Source organism: Burkholderia sp. HI2761, from assembly GCF_002223355.1.
In the GTDB taxonomy this organism is placed as follows: Bacteria; Pseudomonadota; Gammaproteobacteria; order Burkholderiales; family Burkholderiaceae; genus Burkholderia.
The window spans coordinates 170,425-186,191 of the sequence record NZ_NKFN01000004.1 but is presented as its reverse complement, the minus strand read 5'-3'; the positions used below and the strand labels follow the sequence as shown (position 1 = coordinate 186,191).

The window sequence follows — 15,767 nt, the reverse complement described above, 5'->3', positions numbered from 1 at the left end:
CGTTGTACATTCTGTTCGAGGCGGCCGCCGTCGCGGCGTCGGCCTGCCCGGCGCCGCATGGCCGCATGCTGCGCTCGGGCGATTATAGGCGCGCAAAAAAACCGCCGCGCCCCGGTAACGGGAGCGCGGCGGTTGGCCCGCAGGGGGCCGGCCCGACGGCCGGCCTCGCCGGGAAGTCTTACTGCTGCTTGACCGCTTCGGCCGTGATCAGCAGCTTCGTCTTCATCTTGAAGCCGTACTGCTTGCCGTAGTCGAGACCGAAATCGTCGCGGCTGAACTCGCCGACCGCGTCGACGCCGCACACTTCACGCTTGAGCATCGGGTGCGGCATGCACTTGAACGAATCGATCTTCAGCGTGAGCGGCTTCGTGACGCCATGCAGCGTCAGATTGCCGACCACCGACACCGGCTTGTCGCCGTCGAACTTGATCGTGCCCTTGTAGTTCGCCTGCGGGAACTTCGCCGCATCGAAGAACTCGGCCGTCTGCAGGTGCTCGTCGAGCTTCGCGCTGCCCGTGTGGATCGACGCGATGTCGGTCGTCACGTCGACCGTCCCGGTCTTTGCCGCACGATCGAGCGTCACGGTGCCGCTCGACTTGTCGAACTTGCCGCGCCAGACCGACAGGCCGCCGAAGTGGTCGGCCTCGAAGCTCGGGTACGTGTGGCTCGGGTCGAACTGGTAGGTCGCGCTTTCGGCGAAGGCCGAGAACGACAGCGAAGCGGCCAGCGCGCCCGCGGCGATGATCAGATGCTTTTTCAAACTTTTTCTCCTGGGAACGGCGCCGCGCCCTCGCGCGGCATTCAGTTGAGGCGGCAACCTGCCGCTTACTTGGTGGCGACGAGATGGAACTTGATCTGCACTTCGTCCGCGACGACCGACGTGTCCTTCCACTCGCCGGTGCCGACGTTGAAGGTCGAACGCTTGATCGGCAGCACGCCGTCGAACGTCTGCGTCGCGCCGTTTTGCGCGACCGTGACGGGCACCGTGACGGTCTCGGCCTTGCCCTTGATCGTCAGCTTGCCGGTCACGTTGTACTTGTTGCCGCCGGCCGGCGCGATCGCCGACGACACGAACGTCGCCTGCGGATAGGTCTTCGCGTCGAACCAGTCCTTGCCGGCGACCTGGTCGTTGTACATCTTGTCGCCGAGGTCGAAGCTCGCGACGTCGATCGTCATCTGCGCGCTGCCCTGCGCGGCTTTCGCCGGGTCGAACTTCACCTGCGCGGAAAACTTCTTGAACGCGCCTTCGGTCGGCACGTTCATCTGCTTCGACACGGCGGACACCTTGCTCTTCGCGAGATCGACATCGGCATGCGCCGCGCCCGACGCGACGAGCGCCGCCGCGGCGAACGCGGTCAGCATGGAGCGGGAGAAAGACACTTTCATGGGATCCTTCATTTGGCAAAGGGAAGCATGCGCGACAGCAGGCCGTCGCGGTCCAACAACTGGTGCTTGAGCGCCGCGAGCACGTGCATCGCGACGAGCGCAAGCAGAATGTAATTCAAGGACACGTGCAGCGTCTTGAAGGTTTCCTTCAGCACCGGATCGGGGTCGATCAGGCGCGGCAGCGGCACGATGCCGAGATAGACGACCGGGATGTTCGACGCCGAGCTGTACAGGTAGCCCGTCACCGGGATCACGATCATCAGCACGTACAGCAGCATGTGCACGCCGTGCGACGCCGCGCGCTGCCATGCCGGCGTGCCGCCCGGCAGCGGCGGCGGCACGTGGGTCGCACGCCACAGCACGCGCACGACGGCCAGCGCGAACACCGTCACGCCGATCCACTTGTGCCACGAGAAGTACTTCAGCTTGGTCGGCGTGAAGCCGGGGATGTCGGTCATCACCCAGCCGAGCGCGAAGCCGCAGACGATCAGCAGCGCGATCAGCCAGTGCAGCGCGATCGCGGTAGGTGCGTAGCGGGCCGGCGCGGCCAGCGGCGATTTCGATGCCATCTCGGGTTCCTCAGTTCAGCGAACGGCTGCGCCGGTAAATTCGTCCGACGCACGTCAAGGGCGCCATGCTACCGCAACCTTTTGACGCGCGCGGACTCTGAGGACAGGCGCGCCAGCCGGCTGACGGCTTCCCGCCATGTTACCGACCGGTCACGCAACTCACGATCCTTGACCCACCGAAAAAGCCCTTTTGGTAAGATTGGCGCGGGTTCCGGCCCCGTCGACGCGTTCTCCCGGCCGTCGCAACACCCCTTTTCCATGCAACGATACGACCTGATTGCCTGCCACGAATGCGACGCACTGTTGCATAAACCGCGCCTGAGCGGCCGCGAGATCGCACGCTGCCCGCGCTGCGACGCGCTGCTGTATCGCAACAGCACCACGCAGATCGAGCGCATCAGCGCGCTCGCGGTCGCGGCGCTCGTCACGTTCATCATCGCGCAGACGTTCCCGATCCTCGAAATGGACCTGAACGGCACCCGCGTGCAGACGACGCTGATCGGCGCGATCGACGCGCTGTGGCATCAGGACATGGCGATCGTCGGCGTGATGGTGTTCTGTTCGACCGTGCTGTTCCCGCTCGTCGAGATGGCCGCGCTGCTTTACGTACTGCTGCCGATCCGGCGCGGCATCGTGCCGCCCGGCCTCAACCTCGTGCTGCGCACGATCCAGCTCGTGCGGCCGTGGGGGATGATCGAGGTGTTCATGCTCGGCATCGTGGTCACGATCGTGAAGATGGTGAGCCTCGCGCGCGTCGTGCCCGACGCGGCGCTGTTCGCGTTCGGCGCGCTCACGCTGATGACCGCCGTCGTGCTGATGTTCGACCCGCGCACGGTATGGGACATCGCCGACGACCTGCGCGCCGGCCGCGCGCCGGAGCGGCCCGACCCCGCCGCGCCGCTGCCGGGCGCCCCCCGCCGATGACGAGCTCCCAGCCGACCGCCGCCCGCGAGGGCTACGCCAGCTGCCACGCATGCGGGCTCGTGCAGACGATCGACCGGCCGCACGCGCATTGCGCGCGCTGCGGCAGCGCGCTTCACGTGCGCACGCCGAACAGCATCATGCGCACGTGGGCGCTGCTGCTCGCGGCCGCGATCCTCTACATTCCGGCGAACCTGCTGCCGATCATGCGTACGTCGTCGATCGTCGGGTCGCAGCAGGACACGATCATGAGCGGCGTCATCTATTTCTGGACGTCCGGCGACTGGCCGCTCGCCGTCGTCGTGTTCGTCGCCAGCATCCTCGTGCCGATGCTCAAGCTCGGCGTGCTGACGATCCTCGTCACCAGCGCGCAGCGCCGCGCCACGTGGCGGCCGCTGCAGCGCACGCGCCTCTATCGGATCGTCGAGCGCATCGGCCGCTGGTCGATGCTCGACATCTTCGTCGTGACGCTGACCGTCGCGCTCGTCCATTTCCGTTCGCTCGCCGTCATCACGGCCGGCCCCGGCGCACTCGCGTTCGGCTCGGTCGTGATCCTGACGATGCTCGCGTCGATGCAGTTCGATCCCCGCCTGATCTGGGATCCAGTCGAAACCTCAGGGAATCACCATGAATAGTCCACAAGGGCCGCAGCACGACGCGCCCCGACCGCCCGATCCGACGATCTCGACGAAAAGCGGCTGGCTGCCGTCGCTCGTCTGGCTCGTGCCGCTGATCGCCGCGCTGATCGGCATCGGCCTCGTGATCAAGTCCGTGCGCGAGCGCGGCCCGGAAATCACGATCAGCTTCCACAGCGCCGAAGGGCTCGAGCCGGGCAAGACCCAGGTCAAGTACAAGGACGTCGAGATCGGCATGGTCAAGACGATCAAGCTGTCGAAGGATCTGTCGCGCGTGCTGGTGCAGGTGCAGCTCAAGAAGGAAGCGGAGGACTTCGCGGTCCAGGGCTCGCGCTTCTGGATCGTGCGCCCGCGCGTCGGCGCGACCGGCGTGTCGGGGCTCGGCACGCTGCTGTCCGGTGCGTACATCGGCGTCGACGCCGGTCACGGGCAGGACACGCTGACCGACTTCACCGGCCTCGAGACGCCGCCCGCGGTCACGGGCGACCAGAAAGGCACGCAGTACGTGCTGCGCGGCGATTCGCTCGGCTCGGTCGACATCGGCTCGCCGGTCTACTACCGCCGCGTCCAGGTCGGCCAGGTGGTCGGTTTCTCGCTCGACAAGGATGGCACGGGCGTCACGTTCAACGTGTTCGTCAATGCGCCGTACGACCAGTACGTCGGCGTGAACTCGCGCTGGTGGCAGGCGAGCGGCGTCGATCTGCGGCTCGATTCGAGCGGCCTGAAGCTGAACACGCAGTCGCTCGCGACGGTGATCCTCGGCGGCATCGCGTTCCAGACGCCGCCGAACCAGGGCAGCGGCGCGACCGCGCCGAACAACACGACGTTCCGTCTCGGCTCCGACGAGGGCGACGCGATGCGCGACCCGGACGGCCAGCCGCTGCAGGTCGTGATGAACTTCAACCAGTCGCTGCGCGGGCTCGCCGTCGGCGCGACGGTCGACTTCCGCGGCATCGTGCTCGGCGAAGTGACGAACATCGGCATCGACTACGATCCGAAGGCGAAGAACTTCACGATGCCGGTGACGATGAACGTGTATCCGGAACGCCTCGGCCGGCGCTTCCGCGAGACGATCGCGAGCCAGGGTGAACCGGCCCGCCGCGAGATCGTCGAGCGGCTCGTCCAGCACGGGCTGCGCGGCCAGCTGCGCACCGGCAACCTGCTGACGAGCCAGTTGTACGTCGCGCTCGACTTCTTCCCGAAGGCGCCGGCGGTGAAGATCGACACGGCCCGCCAGCCGCTCGAACTGCCGACCGTGCCGAATACGCTCGACGAGCTGCAGCTGCAGGTCGCCGACATCGCGAAGAAGCTCGACAAGGTGCCGTTCGACCAGATCGGCGCGAACCTGAACAGCGCGCTCGCGAACGCCGACAAGCTGTTCAAGCAGCTCGACACGCAGGTCGCGCCGCAAGCGCGCGACACGCTGTCGGCCGCGAAGCAGACCTTCTCGACGGCCGAGGCGACGCTGCAGCAGGATTCGCCGCTGCAGTCCGACGTGCGCGGCGCGCTGAAGGAACTCACGCGCACGCTGCAATCGCTGAACGCGCTCGCCGACTATCTGGAGCGCCACCCCGAATCGCTGCTCAAGGGCAAGCCAGGAGATAAGCAATGACGACACGCGTGAACGGTTTCGCGAGCGGCGCGGCGGCGGTCTTCGCCGCACTCGCGCTCGCCGCGTGCAGCTCGCCGCCCGCGCGGTTCTACACGCTCAGCCCGGCCGACGCCGCGGCGCCGCTGCGTACCGCGCCGGCCAACCCGGCGTTCCTGATCGAGGTGCCGTCGGTCGGCGTGCCCGAGCAGGTCGCGAAGAGCCAGCTGGTCGTGCAGAAGAACGCCGCGCAGGTCGACGTGCTCGAGCAGGAACGCTGGGCGTCGCCGCCCGCCGACGAGATCCGCCGCGCGCTGTCGGACGATCTCGCCGCGCAACTCGGTACGATCGACGTCGCGAATTCCGCCTATCCGGCCGGCGTGCCCGTCTATCGCATCAGCGTGAACGTGCAGCGCTTCGAGTCGTGGCCCGGCAAGCGAGCCGCGGTCGACGCCGTGTGGAGCGTGCGCTCGCTCGCCACGCAGGCCGTGATGACCTGCCGCACGAGCGTCGCCGAACCGGTCGCCGACGGCTACGACGCGCTCGTCGCCGGCCACCGGCGCGCGCTCGACGTGATTGCCGCGCAGGCCGCGGCCGGCGTGCGCGCGATGGCCTCACGCCGCGGCGCGACGGCCGCGCCCGCGGCCGGCAGCAAGACGGCGGTCACGCCGGTTGTGCCGTGCCCGGCCAACCCGACCTCCGGCGGCGATGCCGGCGCGACGGGCCAGTCGGGCGCATAAGCGAACGCGGACGGCCGCGCGGGCGAACGTTCGATACGGCGTTCGCGTGCGCGGTGTCGAATGGCGCCGCGCGTTCGGCAGCGCGCGCCGCCCGTCGTAGGTCGTAGGCCGTAGGCCGCAGGTCGTAGGCCGTAGGCCGTAGGTCGTAGGTCGTAGGCCGTAGGCCGTAGGCCCCACGCCGCCACAGCCGGTCTCGCGCACCGCCTTCATCGGCCGAACGGCCATTTACATTCTTTGTCAAAGCCGCCGGAACCCGCGCCATGCAACGCGGTCGGCTTGCGTTTTCCGGCCCGATTGACGATCCTACGCACTTTCAGGCTCGCGCCGTTCGTCGTGCGCACCAGCCAGCGGCGCCGGGCCGCGTTCGGCCCGACCGCCGTGCCTCCCGGCGCCCGCACGCGGTCGGCGTGCACCGCGGCGGGGCAGCCGCATCGCGGGTCGCCGCGCCCCGTCCGGCACCGGCCCCGTCTCACCCGTTCTCCCGGCGCCGCGCCGTTTCCCCGGCCGGCATCCCGAACCCGCCCGTCCCGGGCTTTCGCTATTCCGTTTATGTTTCGTTCCCTGACGACCCTGATCAAGAAGTGGCGCGCGTCGCGCAATGCCGGTCACCAGCTCGATGCGCTGCTCGCGCACGCCGACGCCGACGCGTCGTACGCCGAGCGCAGCGAATGGCTGATCGAGCTCGCGCACTGGCTGCGCCGCAACGGCACGGTGCAGGACGCGCCGGCCGAGCGCGACGCCGACACGCGCGCGTATCCGGCCCATGCGCGGCTGCGCTACCTGTTCCACGTGCTCGATCGCAACCCCGCGTGGAAAGCGCACGCCGGGCGCATTCTGCGCGGCATCCTGCGCGAGTGCGACGGCATCTCGCTGCTGTGCGACGCCGGCATGCCGGTGCATTCGGGCTTCTTCGGCGCGCTGTTCGAGCGGATCGATTCGTCGCTGATCCCGCCCGCGCCGAACCGCCGCGAGCTGTCGGCGCTGTTCACGCTGATGTTCCCGACGCCCGAGGACGCGAAATGGATCGGCGCGCTGCCCGACGACCTGCTCGCGCGCTTCGCCGAGCTGATCTCGTTCGACGTCACCGAAGAAGAGCGCCACGAGCCCGGCTCGTTCTCGCGCGACCTGCTGGCCGCGCTGCACAACCTGACCTGCCAGATCAGCTCGACCGGCCTGTCGCAGACGGTGCGCAGCCGGCTGTCCGACGACGATGCACGCAAGCCGCTCGAATCGCAGCCGTTCTACCGCCTCACGCGCGCGATGCTCGCGGTCGAGACCGCGCATGCGGCCGCCGACGACGGCGGCGACCCGAGCAAGCTGCTGCACGAGGTGAACTACCTGCGCGTGCTGCTCGACGAATGCCGCATCGCCATCGACGACGTGTTCGCGCACCTGTACCGCAACGGCGTGTCGGTCGACATCGTGTTTCAGGTCGAACGGATGCGCATGCGCATCCTGCGCGCGGAAATGCTGCTCAACGCGTGGATGGCGCGCGACGACCTGCGCGGCATGGCGCACCTGACCGCCGAGCTCGTCGATGCGAACCAGAGCAGCCAGAGCGTCGCGCACCTCGTGCGCAGCAACTTTTCTCTTTTCGCACGCAAGCTCGTCGAGACCAACGCGGACACCGGCGAGCACTACATCTCCCGCGGCCGCGCCGAATATCTGAAGATGTTGCGGATGGCCGCGGGCGGCGGCCTCGTCACGGTCGCGACCGTGTGCGTGAAGTTCGCGATCACGGGCGCGCACCTGCAGTCGATGCTCGAAGGGCTGCTCGCGGGCGTCAACTACGCGGCCAGCTTCATGCTGATGCACTTCCTGCATTTCACGCTCGCGACCAAGCAGCCCGCGATGACCGCGCCGACACTCGCGCGCGAGCTCGACGACACCGGTCACGAGGAAGGCGTGAAGACGTTCGTCGCGTCGGTGATCGCGCTGATCCGCACGCAGGCGGCCGCGATTTCCGGCAACGTGCTCGTCGTGCTGCCCGTGTGCCTGCTCGTGCAGCTGTTCGCGAGCAACGTGCTGCACGCGAACCTGATCTCGCCGGAGAAGGCGCACGCGACGCTGCACTCGTTCTCGCTGCTGGGCCCGACGCCGTTCTATGCGGCGCTCACGGGCGTGCTGCTGTGGGCGTCGAGCCTGCTCGCCGGCTGGGCCGACAACTGGTTCGTGCTGCACCGGGTCGGCGACGCGCTCGCGTACAACCGCCGGCTGCGCCTGACGCTCGGCGCGGCCGGCGCCGCGAAGCTCGCGCACTTCTGCCGGTCGAACGTCGCGGGCGTGGTCGCGAACGTCGGCCTCGGCCTGATGCTCGGCCTCGTCCCGGCGATCGTCACCGTGTTCATGTTCCCGTTCGAGGTGCGGCACGTGACGCTGTCGGCCGGCTCGATCGGGATCGCGCTCGGCGTACTGGGCAAGGATGCGCTCGGCACGCCCGAGCTGTGGTGGGCCGGCGCCGGCGTGCTCAGCATGGCCTTCCTCAACGTGCTCGTGAGCTTCGCACTCGCGTTCACGATGGCCGTGCGCTCGCGTAGCCTGCGCCCGACCAAGGTGCGCGCGCTCGTCGCCGCGATCGTCCGCACGGTGCTGTCGAATCCGCTCGCGCTGTTCTGGCCGGCGGCCAACCCGGCCGCGCGCGCCGGCCAGCCGGGCGCGCACTGACCTGCGGCGGGGCGGCGGCGCCCCGCCGGGCGCCCGTCGCCGTCCGCCCGGCACGCGCGAGCGGCCGTCGCGACGACGCCGCCCCGCCGAAACGCCGGCCCCGGTCGCCCGCGCCGCGTACAATGGTGGACTTTTGCACGTCCTCACCCGCCTTATGTCCTCGCCCACCCTGTTCGAATTCTTCGCCCCCTGCCCGCGCGGCCTCGAAGCGGCGCTTGCCGCCGAGCTGGCCGAAATCGCCGGCCGCCACCTGAACGGCGCGCCGTTCACCGCGGGCGCGCAGGTGCCGGGCGGCGTCCATTTCAGCGGCGGCTGGGCCGCCGGCATGGCCGCGAACCTCCATTCGCGGATCGCGAGCCGGATCCTGCTGAAGATCGCGCACCGCGCGTACCGCAACGAGCAGGACGTCTATGCGCTCGCGCTCGAGCAATCGTGGGAGCGCTGGTTCGCGGCCACGCAGACGCTGCGCGTCGACATCACCGCGATCAAGTCGCCGCTGAAGAGCCTCGAATTCGCGACGTTGCGCGTGAAGGACGCGATCTGCGACCGGATGCGCGACAAGACCGGCGCGCGTCCGAGCATCGACACCGGTGCGCCGGACGTGCGCGTGTTCGCGTTCCTGACGGCCAACGAATGCACGCTGTACCTCGACACGTCGGGCGAGCCGCTGTTCAAGCGCGGCTGGCGTCTCGACAAGGGCGCGGCGCCGCTGCGCGAAAACCTCGCGGCCGGCATCCTGCGCCTGACGGGCTGGACGCCCGGCACCGCGCTGTACGACCCGATGTGCGGCAGCGGCACGTTCCTCGCGGAAGCCGCGCAGATCGCGCTCGGCGTGGCGCCCGGCGTCGAGCGCCGGTTCGGCTTCGAAAAGCTCAAGCAGTACGACATCACCGCGTGGCAGGGGCTGAAGGTCCCGGCGCTCGACGCGAAGCGCGCGGCGCGGGCCAAGCGCGGCGAAGCGCTCGGCGTGTACGGCAGCGACATCTCCGGCGACATGCTCGAGAAGGCGCGCGCGAACCTCGAGCGCGCGGGCGTACCGTCGGTGTGGCTCAAGCAGGTCGACGCGCGCGGGATGACGCCGCCGTGCGACGGGCCGGGCATCCTCCTCGCGAACCCGCCGTACGGCGAGCGGATCGAAGTGCGCGGACGCAGCGCCCGCGGCGAGGTGCGCGAAACCGGCCGTAACCGCGACAACGACGACGCATTCCGCCGCACGCACACCGACGCGCCGGACAGCGAGTTCTTCAACGCGCTCGGCGATGCGCTGAAGCAGCGCTTCACGGGCTGGCAGGCGTTCCTGCTGACGTCCGACCGTTCGCTGCCGGGCCAGTTGCGCCTGCGCGAATCGGCCAAGACGCCGCTGTTCAACGGCGCGCTCGAATGCCGGCTGTTCCGCTTCGACCTGATCGCCGGCAGCGTGAAGGCACGACCGGCCGCGCCGGAAGGCGACGCATAAGCCGTCCGTCCGGTTCCACGAGCCACGACGTGTCCAGGGGCCGCCATCGCGGCCCCTGTGCTTTTGCGCGGCCGGTCAATGCTTCGACTGCGACCAGCGCGCCATCGTGAACGGCAGCGCCTGCCCCGTCTCGAGGAGCGTCTTCAGGCTCGACAGCACGACCGGCCAGCCGCCGCGAATCCCGCGATCCATCTCCGAACCGGGCACCAGCCCGTCGTGCGTGACGGTCAGCTTCACGACGCCCTCGTGCGGCTCGACCAGATAGGTCACGCGCGATTCGCCGCCCTCCCCCGACGGCGTGCGCCACGTGACGACCAGCCGGCGCGGCGGATCGTTCTCGACCACTTCGCCGACGATGTCGACCCGCGACGGATCGTCGTAGTCCTGATGTTCCCACCGCGAACCCGGCCGCCAGTCGGGCGACGCGTTGCGATGCCGCACCCAGTAGTCCTTCGTCAGCTCGGCGTTGGTCAGCGCGTCGAATACGCGCTCGGGCGTGGCAGCGATGAAGGTCACGTACACGAAGGCGGGGTTACCCATCGTCATCTCCCGTGTCGCGGGGCGCTTCCAGCCCCCGCTTGAGATCCGCCAGCGCCTGCAGGCGCTGACGCTCGAACTTGCCGATCCAGCGTTGCGCGATGTCATGGATCGGCACCGGATTCAGGTAATGCAGCTTCTCCCGGCCGCGCCGCGTCGTCGCGACGAGATTCGCGGCCTCGAGCAGCGCGAGATGCTTGCTCACGGCCTGCCGGCTCATCGCGAGCCCGTCGCACAGCTCGGACACGGTCTGGCCGTTTTTTGCGTACAGCAGATCGAGCAACTGACGGCGCGTGGCGTCGGCCAGCGCCTTGAAAACGAGATCCATGCCGCTCCTGGGTCGATGACCTCATTATGCAACCAAATAGTTGCATGTCAAGGGTGACAACTCTACTGACAATACGGTGTCAGCAGCCCGCGATCACACTGCAATCCCGGCGCAATGCAGGCTGGTTTCCGCACCGAATCCGAATAACAACGCAACACAAGGAGCTCGTCATGACGTCAGCAACCGCCACTGCAACCCTGGAACGCGCGATCGCCTGGTTCGACATTCCGTCCCTCGATTTCGACCGCGCGATCCGCTTCTACGAAACCGTGCTGCAAACCACGTTGCAGCGCGAGGTCATCGGCGGCGTGCCGATGGCGACGTTCGATCGCGACGCGTCGAGCACGGGCGGCAGCATCGTGTTCGATCCGCAGCAGATGAAGCCGAGCGCGAACGGCGTGCTCGTCTACCTGAACGCCGGCGAATCGGTCGTCGCGGCGCTCGAACGCGCGAAGCGCGCGGGCGGCGTCGTGCAGGGCTCCGTCGTCGAGCTGCCGAACAATTACGGCTACGTCGGCTACCTGATCGACACGGAAGGCAACCGCGTCGGCCTGCACGCGCCGAAATGCCACTGAGCGCAGCGGTCAGCGGGCCGGCGCGGCGCTATCATCGCGAAGTCCCCGTAGCCAGAGGAATCGAGGTGCCGTCATGACCCGCCGTGCCGATCGCCTGTTCCAGATCGCCGAGCTGTTGCGCGGGCGTCGTCTCACGACCGCGCAACAACTGGCCGACTGGCTGTCGGTGTCGCCGCGCACGGTCTATCGCGACGTGCGCGACCTGCAACTGTCAGGGGTGCCGATCGAAGGCGAAGCCGGCATCGGCTACCGGCTGAACCGCAACGCGAGCCTGCCGCCGCTCACGTTCACGGCCGAGGAGCTGGCGGCGCTCGCCACCGGCGCGCGCATGCTCGAGACCTGGGGCGGGGCGCGCTTCGCGAGCGCCGCGCGCTCGGCGCTCGCGAAGATCGCGTCGGCGATGCCGGCCGACAAGCGCACGGCGCTCGACCGGCTGCCCGTGTTCGCGCCGTCGTTCCACATCGACGAGACGTTTTGCGCGAAGGTCGACGCGATCCACCAGGCGATCGACACGCGCCACATCGTCAGCTTCGACTATCGCGACCGGCTCGGCGCGCATTCGCAGCGCCGCGTCTGGCCGCTCGGGCTCGTCTACTGGGGCGGGCGCTGGACGATCGGCGCGTGGTGCGAGCTGCGCGGCGATTTCCGCACCTTCGACATCGCGCGGATGGGCGACATCACCGTGCACGAGCAGTTTCCGGACATGGAGGGCCGGCGGATCGCCGACTACATGCGGATCGCGGAAGCGCCGATGCGCTGACGCGGCGCGGCGGCGGGCGCAGTCGCGCCGGGCGGTCATGCGGGCCTGATCGATCCGGCTCGCCTCCCGGGGGCGCCGCGCACGCTTACGCTCGCCGATTTCCTGCGGCGCGACCACCTGCTCATGTCGTCGGCGGCGTGATCGGGATCGTCGACGAAGCGCTGGCCGCGCTCGACCACAAGCGGCGCATCGCGGCATCGACCACGCATTTCGCCGCGCTGCCGTCCCTGCTCGCCGGCCCCGACGCGGTCGCGACGATTCCCGCGCATGCGGCGTGCGCGATCGTGCGCGTGCGCGACACGATCGCCGCCTGCGTCGCACGCCTCGTCGCACCATGAAAAAGGCCCGGCCGGCTTGCGCCGGTCGGGCCTGTCCGGAGCGCGGCGCCCGCATCGAAGCGGGCAACCGCGTAGCCGGGGCGCGCGTTACTCGACCGCCTTCACCATGTCCTCGATGACCTTCTTCGCATCGCCGAACACCATCATCGTCTTGTCCATGTAGAACAGGTCGTTGTCGAGGCCCGCGTAGCCGGCCGCCATCGAACGCTTGTTGACGATCACGGTGCGCGCCTTGTACGCCTCGATGATCGGCATCCCCGCGATCGGCGATTTCGGATCGTTCTTCGCGGCCGGGTTCACCACGTCGTTCGCGCCGAGTACGAGCACCACGTCCACCTGGCCGAATTCGCCGTTGATGTCCTCCATCTCGTGCACGATCTCGTACGGCACTTCCGCTTCCGCGAGCAACACGTTCATGTGGCCCGGCATCCGCCCGGCGACCGGGTGGATCGCGTACTTCACGTCGATGCCCTTCTCGACCAGCTTGTCGGTCAGCTCCTTCAGCGCGTGCTGCGCACGGGCGACGGCGAGCCCGTAACCCGGCACGATCACGACCGATTCCGCGTTGCCGAGCATGAACGCCGCGTCGTCGGCCGAACCCGACTTCACCGGCCGCTGCTCCTGCGCGCCCGTCGCACCGCCGGCCGCGGCTTCCCCGCCGAACCCGCCGAGGATCACGTTGAAGAACGAGCGGTTCATCGCGTGGCACATGATGTACGACAGGATCGCGCCCGACGAGCCGACCAGCGAACCCGCGATGATCAGCATCGCGTTGTTCAGCGAGAAGCCGATGCCGGCCGCCGCCCAGCCCGAGTACGAGTTCAGCATCGACACGACCACCGGCATGTCCGCGCCGCCGATCGGGATGATGATCAGCACGCCGAGCACGAACGCGATCGCCGTCATGATGATGAACGGTAGCCACGCCTGCGTGATGAAGAACAGGATGCCGAAGCCGAGCATCGCGATCGCGAGCATCAGGTTGATCAGGTGCTGGCCCGCGTACACGACCGGTGCGCCCTGAAACAGCCGGAACTTGTACTTGCCGGACAGCTTGCCGAACGCGATCACCGAACCGGAGAACGTGATCGCGCCGACGAATGTGCCGATGAACAGCTCGACGCGGTTGCCGTACGGGATGAAGCTCGACGACACCGCATCCTGCGGCACGAGCCCGAACGCTTCCGGCTCCGACACCACCGCATACGCGATGCACACGGCCGCGAGACCGATCAGCGAGTGCATCGCCGCGACGAGTTCCGGCATCTTCGTCATCTCGACGCGCGCGGCGACGAATGCCCCGATGCCGCCGCCGACGATCAGCGCGCCGAGCACGAGCGCGAGGCCGAGCGGCAGGTTCGCGCCGAGCCATGCGGCCTGCTTGACGATCAGCGCGATCGTCGTGAGGATCGCGATGGCCATCCCGACCATCCCGAACAGGTTGCCGCGTCGCGCGCTCTTCGGATTCGACAGGCCCTTCAGCGCCTGGATGAAGCACACCGATGCGACGAGGTACAGCAGCGTAACGACGTTCATGCTCATCGCGCGCCCTCCTTGCCGCCCTCGACACGCTTGGGCTCCTTCTTGCGGAACATCTCGAGCATTCGCCTCGTCACGAGAAAGCCGCCGAACACGTTGACGGCCGCGAGCGCGACCGCGAGCGTGCCGAAGAACTTGCCGGTCGCCCCGACGGTGAGCGCCGCCGCGAGCATCGCGCCGACGATCACGATCGCCGAGATCGCATTGGTCACGGCCATCAGCGGCGTATGCAGCGCCGGCGTGACGTTCCAGACGACGTGGTAGCCGACGTACACCGCCAGCACGAAGATGATCACGTTGATCACCGTGTGATTGATGACTTCCATGGTCTCCTCCGTTATTTGCGCGTGACTTCGCCGTCGCGGCACAACAGCGTCGCGGCGACGATGTCGTCGGTCAGGTCGATGTTCAGCGTGCCTTCCTTCGTGACGATCAGCTTCATGAAGTCGAGCACGTTGCGCGCGTACAGCGCCGACGCGTCCGACGCGACCATCGACGCGAGGTTCGTGTAGCCGGCGATCGTCACGCCGTTGTGCACGACCACCTCGTCGGCGACGGTCAGCGGGCAGTTGCCGCCCCTGCGGCCGTCGATTTCCGGGCCGCGGCCGGCCGCGAGATCGACGAGCACCGAGCCGGGCTTCATCGACTGCGCGGTCTCGACCGAGATCAGCGTCGGCGCCGGGCGCCCGGGAATCAGCGCGGTGGTGATCACGATGTCGGCCTGCCTCGCACGCTCGTGCACGAGCGCGGCCTGGCGGCCGAGCCACGACGGCGGCATCGGACGTGCATAGCCGCCGACACCCTGCGCGGCTTCGCGCTCTTCGTCGGTTTCGAACGGGACGTCGAGGAATTTCGCGCCAAGCGACTCGATCTGCTCCTTCACGGCCGGCCGCACGTCGGACGCCTCGATCACCGCGCCCAACCGCTTCGCGGTCGCGATCGCCTGCAGGCCCGCGACGCCCGCGCCGAGAATCAGCACGCGCGCCGCCTTCACGGTGCCCGCGGCCGTCATCAGCATCGGCATGAAGCGCGGATACAGCGACGCGGCAACCAGCACGGCCTTGTAGCCGGCGATGTTCGCCTGCGACGACAGCACGTCGAGACTCTGCGCACGCGTCGTGCGCGGCGCGGCCTCGAGCGCGAAACCGGTCACGCCGGCCGCGGCGAGTTTCGCCGCCTGCTCGCAGTTGAACGGCTCGAGCATGCCGACCAGCACGGCGCCGCGCTTGAGCAACGGCAGTTCGGTGTCGGTCGGCGCCTGGACCTTCAGGACGAGATCGGCGCCAAAAGCGGCCGACTGGTCGGTCAATTCGGCGCCGGCGGCCGCATAGGCTTCGTCGGGATAGCTGGCTGCGCTGCCGGCCCCTTTCGCGATACTGACGCGATGGCCGGCCGCCGCGTACTTCTTCACGGTTTCCGGCGTCGCAGCCACGCGCGCCTCGTTGGCCCGCGTTTCAGCAGGCACTCCAATATGCATCGTCAGTTCCTCCAGTCATTGTCAGTATTTCTTTTCTTGCGATCTTTACTGCGCAACGAGCCGGACAGGCTGACTTACCGGCTCACGAGCAACGGCTTTCACGCTGCACTTTAACCGAAAGCGATGGCCCCGCCAGCACTTTGCGCACGATCGTGCTCGAATGCGACATGCGCTTGGCCCGCGCCGTCACGCAGCGCCGGGACGGACGATTTACAAGGGTCGGATTCGTCTAACGAACGACCGGCGGCCGACGA

Annotated in this window: 16 protein-coding genes and 1 pseudogene; 9 read left to right on the top strand and 8 right to left on the bottom strand. The window is 68.4% G+C overall.

Translation table 11 applies throughout. From position 1 onward, the window contains the following. Positions 1 to 178: 178 nt before the first annotated feature. The 3 genes from CFB46_RS07435 to CFB46_RS07425 form a co-directional block, all read right to left on the bottom strand. The gene (locus CFB46_RS07435; RefSeq protein WP_006476873.1) at positions 179 to 760 is read right to left on the bottom strand and encodes a YceI family protein; all 582 of its coding nucleotides are present in this window, start codon (positions 758 to 760) and stop codon (positions 179 to 181) included. A 65-nt stretch (positions 761 to 825) separates the two neighbouring features. After that, positions 826 to 1,386: a YceI family protein gene (locus CFB46_RS07430; RefSeq protein ID WP_027783592.1), complete on the bottom strand. Its 561-nt coding sequence runs from the start codon at positions 1,384 to 1,386 to the stop codon at positions 826 to 828. Between the two features lie 8 nt (positions 1,387 to 1,394). After that, positions 1,395 to 1,955, bottom strand: coding sequence for a cytochrome b (locus tag CFB46_RS07425; protein ID WP_089499648.1), 561 nt, complete (start codon positions 1,953 to 1,955; stop codon positions 1,395 to 1,397). A gap of 258 nt (positions 1,956 to 2,213) precedes the next feature. Between CFB46_RS07425 and CFB46_RS07420 the strand changes: the two genes are divergently transcribed. The 6 genes from CFB46_RS07420 to CFB46_RS07390 all read left to right on the top strand — a co-directional run bounded on the left by CFB46_RS07420 (position 2,214) and on the right by CFB46_RS07390 (position 9,959). After that, complete coding sequence (locus CFB46_RS07420; protein ID WP_089499647.1) at positions 2,214 to 2,879, top strand: paraquat-inducible protein A; 666 nt, start codon at positions 2,214 to 2,216, stop codon at positions 2,877 to 2,879. Then, on the top strand, positions 2,876 to 3,511 hold the full coding sequence (locus tag CFB46_RS07415) for a paraquat-inducible protein A (protein ID WP_027783589.1): 636 nt from the start codon (positions 2,876 to 2,878) through the stop codon (positions 3,509 to 3,511). The genes CFB46_RS07420 and CFB46_RS07415 overlap by 4 nt, the downstream gene beginning before the upstream one ends. After that, on the top strand, positions 3,504 to 5,123 hold the full coding sequence (locus CFB46_RS07410; RefSeq protein WP_027783588.1) for a PqiB family protein: 1,620 nt from the start codon (positions 3,504 to 3,506) through the stop codon (positions 5,121 to 5,123). Before CFB46_RS07415 ends, CFB46_RS07410 begins: the two co-directional genes overlap by 8 nt. Further along, entirely contained in the window at positions 5,120 to 5,839 is a 720-nt protein-coding gene (locus CFB46_RS07405; protein WP_089499646.1) for a PqiC family protein, read from the top strand. The genes CFB46_RS07410 and CFB46_RS07405 overlap by 4 nt, the downstream gene beginning before the upstream one ends. A gap of 549 nt (positions 5,840 to 6,388) precedes the next feature. Beyond that, a complete protein-coding gene (locus CFB46_RS07395; RefSeq protein ID WP_089499645.1) occupies positions 6,389 to 8,503 on the top strand; it encodes a site-specific recombinase in 2,115 nt (704 codons plus the stop codon). 154 nt (positions 8,504 to 8,657) lie between these two features. Further along, the gene (locus CFB46_RS07390) at positions 8,658 to 9,959 is read left to right on the top strand and encodes a THUMP domain-containing class I SAM-dependent RNA methyltransferase (protein WP_027783585.1); all 1,302 of its coding nucleotides are present in this window, start codon (positions 8,658 to 8,660) and stop codon (positions 9,957 to 9,959) included. A 75-nt stretch (positions 9,960 to 10,034) separates the two neighbouring features. Here CFB46_RS07390 and CFB46_RS07385 read toward each other — a convergent pair whose 3' ends face one another. After that, positions 10,035 to 10,499: an SRPBCC family protein gene (locus CFB46_RS07385; protein ID WP_089499644.1), complete on the bottom strand. Its 465-nt coding sequence runs from the start codon at positions 10,497 to 10,499 to the stop codon at positions 10,035 to 10,037. Beyond that, a complete protein-coding gene (locus tag CFB46_RS07380; RefSeq protein WP_089499643.1) occupies positions 10,492 to 10,824 on the bottom strand; it encodes an ArsR/SmtB family transcription factor in 333 nt (110 codons plus the stop codon). Before CFB46_RS07380 ends, CFB46_RS07385 begins: the two co-directional genes overlap by 8 nt. Before the next feature lie 170 nt (positions 10,825 to 10,994). Here CFB46_RS07380 and CFB46_RS07375 point away from each other — a divergent pair, with 170 nt between their 5' ends. From CFB46_RS07375 to CFB46_RS07365, 3 genes and pseudogenes are all read left to right on the top strand, one after another. Beyond that, positions 10,995 to 11,399, top strand: a complete 405-nt coding sequence (locus CFB46_RS07375; RefSeq protein WP_027783582.1) for a VOC family protein — start codon at positions 10,995 to 10,997, stop codon at positions 11,397 to 11,399. A 73-nt stretch (positions 11,400 to 11,472) separates the two neighbouring features. Further along, positions 11,473 to 12,159: a helix-turn-helix transcriptional regulator gene (locus CFB46_RS07370; RefSeq protein ID WP_027783581.1), complete on the top strand. Its 687-nt coding sequence runs from the start codon at positions 11,473 to 11,475 to the stop codon at positions 12,157 to 12,159. A gap of 3 nt (positions 12,160 to 12,162) precedes the next feature. Next, positions 12,163 to 12,497, top strand: a pseudogene (locus CFB46_RS07365) (LysR family transcriptional regulator); the annotation flags it as partial. Positions 12,498 to 12,584: 87 nt separating this feature from the next. Here the strand turns inward: CFB46_RS07365 and CFB46_RS07360 are convergent. From CFB46_RS07360 to CFB46_RS07350, 3 genes are read right to left on the bottom strand one after another with little or no spacing between them, the layout of a single operon-like run. Continuing rightward, positions 12,585 to 14,039 carry an NAD(P)(+) transhydrogenase (Re/Si-specific) subunit beta gene (locus CFB46_RS07360; protein ID WP_027783579.1) on the bottom strand — a complete coding sequence of 485 codons (1,455 nt, stop codon included), beginning with the start codon at positions 14,037 to 14,039 and terminating at the stop codon, positions 12,585 to 12,587. Then, complete coding sequence (locus tag CFB46_RS07355; RefSeq protein WP_006476884.1) at positions 14,036 to 14,362, bottom strand: NAD(P) transhydrogenase subunit alpha; 327 nt, start codon at positions 14,360 to 14,362, stop codon at positions 14,036 to 14,038. The genes CFB46_RS07360 and CFB46_RS07355 overlap by 4 nt, the downstream gene beginning before the upstream one ends. A gap of 11 nt (positions 14,363 to 14,373) precedes the next feature. Continuing rightward, a complete protein-coding gene (locus CFB46_RS07350; protein ID WP_089499642.1) occupies positions 14,374 to 15,513 on the bottom strand; it encodes a Re/Si-specific NAD(P)(+) transhydrogenase subunit alpha in 1,140 nt (379 codons plus the stop codon). Between the last annotated feature and the right edge of the window lie 254 nt (positions 15,514 to 15,767).

Bases quoted from the DNA above. Each gene is read 5' to 3' on its own strand.
- CFB46_RS07390 (WP_027783585.1), top strand. From the start codon at position 8,658: ATGTCCTCGCCCACCCTGTTCGAATTCTTCGCCCCCTGCCCGCGCGGC.
- CFB46_RS07420 (WP_089499647.1), top strand. From the start codon at position 2,214: ATGCAACGATACGACCTGATTGCCTGCCACGAATGCGACGCACTGTTG.
- CFB46_RS07375 (WP_027783582.1), top strand. From the start codon at position 10,995: ATGACGTCAGCAACCGCCACTGCAACCCTGGAACGCGCGATCGCCTGG.
- CFB46_RS07415 (WP_027783589.1), top strand. From the start codon at position 2,876: ATGACGAGCTCCCAGCCGACCGCCGCCCGCGAGGGCTACGCCAGCTGC.
- CFB46_RS07405 (WP_089499646.1), top strand. From the start codon at position 5,120: ATGACGACACGCGTGAACGGTTTCGCGAGCGGCGCGGCGGCGGTCTTC.
- CFB46_RS07350 (WP_089499642.1), bottom strand. From the start codon at position 15,513: ATGCATATTGGAGTGCCTGCTGAAACGCGGGCCAACGAGGCGCGCGTG.
- CFB46_RS07355 (WP_006476884.1), bottom strand. From the start codon at position 14,362: ATGGAAGTCATCAATCACACGGTGATCAACGTGATCATCTTCGTGCTG.
- CFB46_RS07370 (WP_027783581.1), top strand. From the start codon at position 11,473: ATGACCCGCCGTGCCGATCGCCTGTTCCAGATCGCCGAGCTGTTGCGC.
- CFB46_RS07410 (WP_027783588.1), top strand. From the start codon at position 3,504: ATGAATAGTCCACAAGGGCCGCAGCACGACGCGCCCCGACCGCCCGAT.
- CFB46_RS07395 (WP_089499645.1), top strand. From the start codon at position 6,389: ATGTTTCGTTCCCTGACGACCCTGATCAAGAAGTGGCGCGCGTCGCGC.
- CFB46_RS07380 (WP_089499643.1), bottom strand. From the start codon at position 10,824: ATGGATCTCGTTTTCAAGGCGCTGGCCGACGCCACGCGCCGTCAGTTG.
- CFB46_RS07430 (WP_027783592.1), bottom strand. From the start codon at position 1,386: ATGAAAGTGTCTTTCTCCCGCTCCATGCTGACCGCGTTCGCCGCGGCG.
- CFB46_RS07385 (WP_089499644.1), bottom strand. From the start codon at position 10,499: ATGGGTAACCCCGCCTTCGTGTACGTGACCTTCATCGCTGCCACGCCC.
- CFB46_RS07360 (WP_027783579.1), bottom strand. From the start codon at position 14,039: ATGAGCATGAACGTCGTTACGCTGCTGTACCTCGTCGCATCGGTGTGC.
- CFB46_RS07425 (WP_089499648.1), bottom strand. From the start codon at position 1,955: ATGGCATCGAAATCGCCGCTGGCCGCGCCGGCCCGCTACGCACCTACC.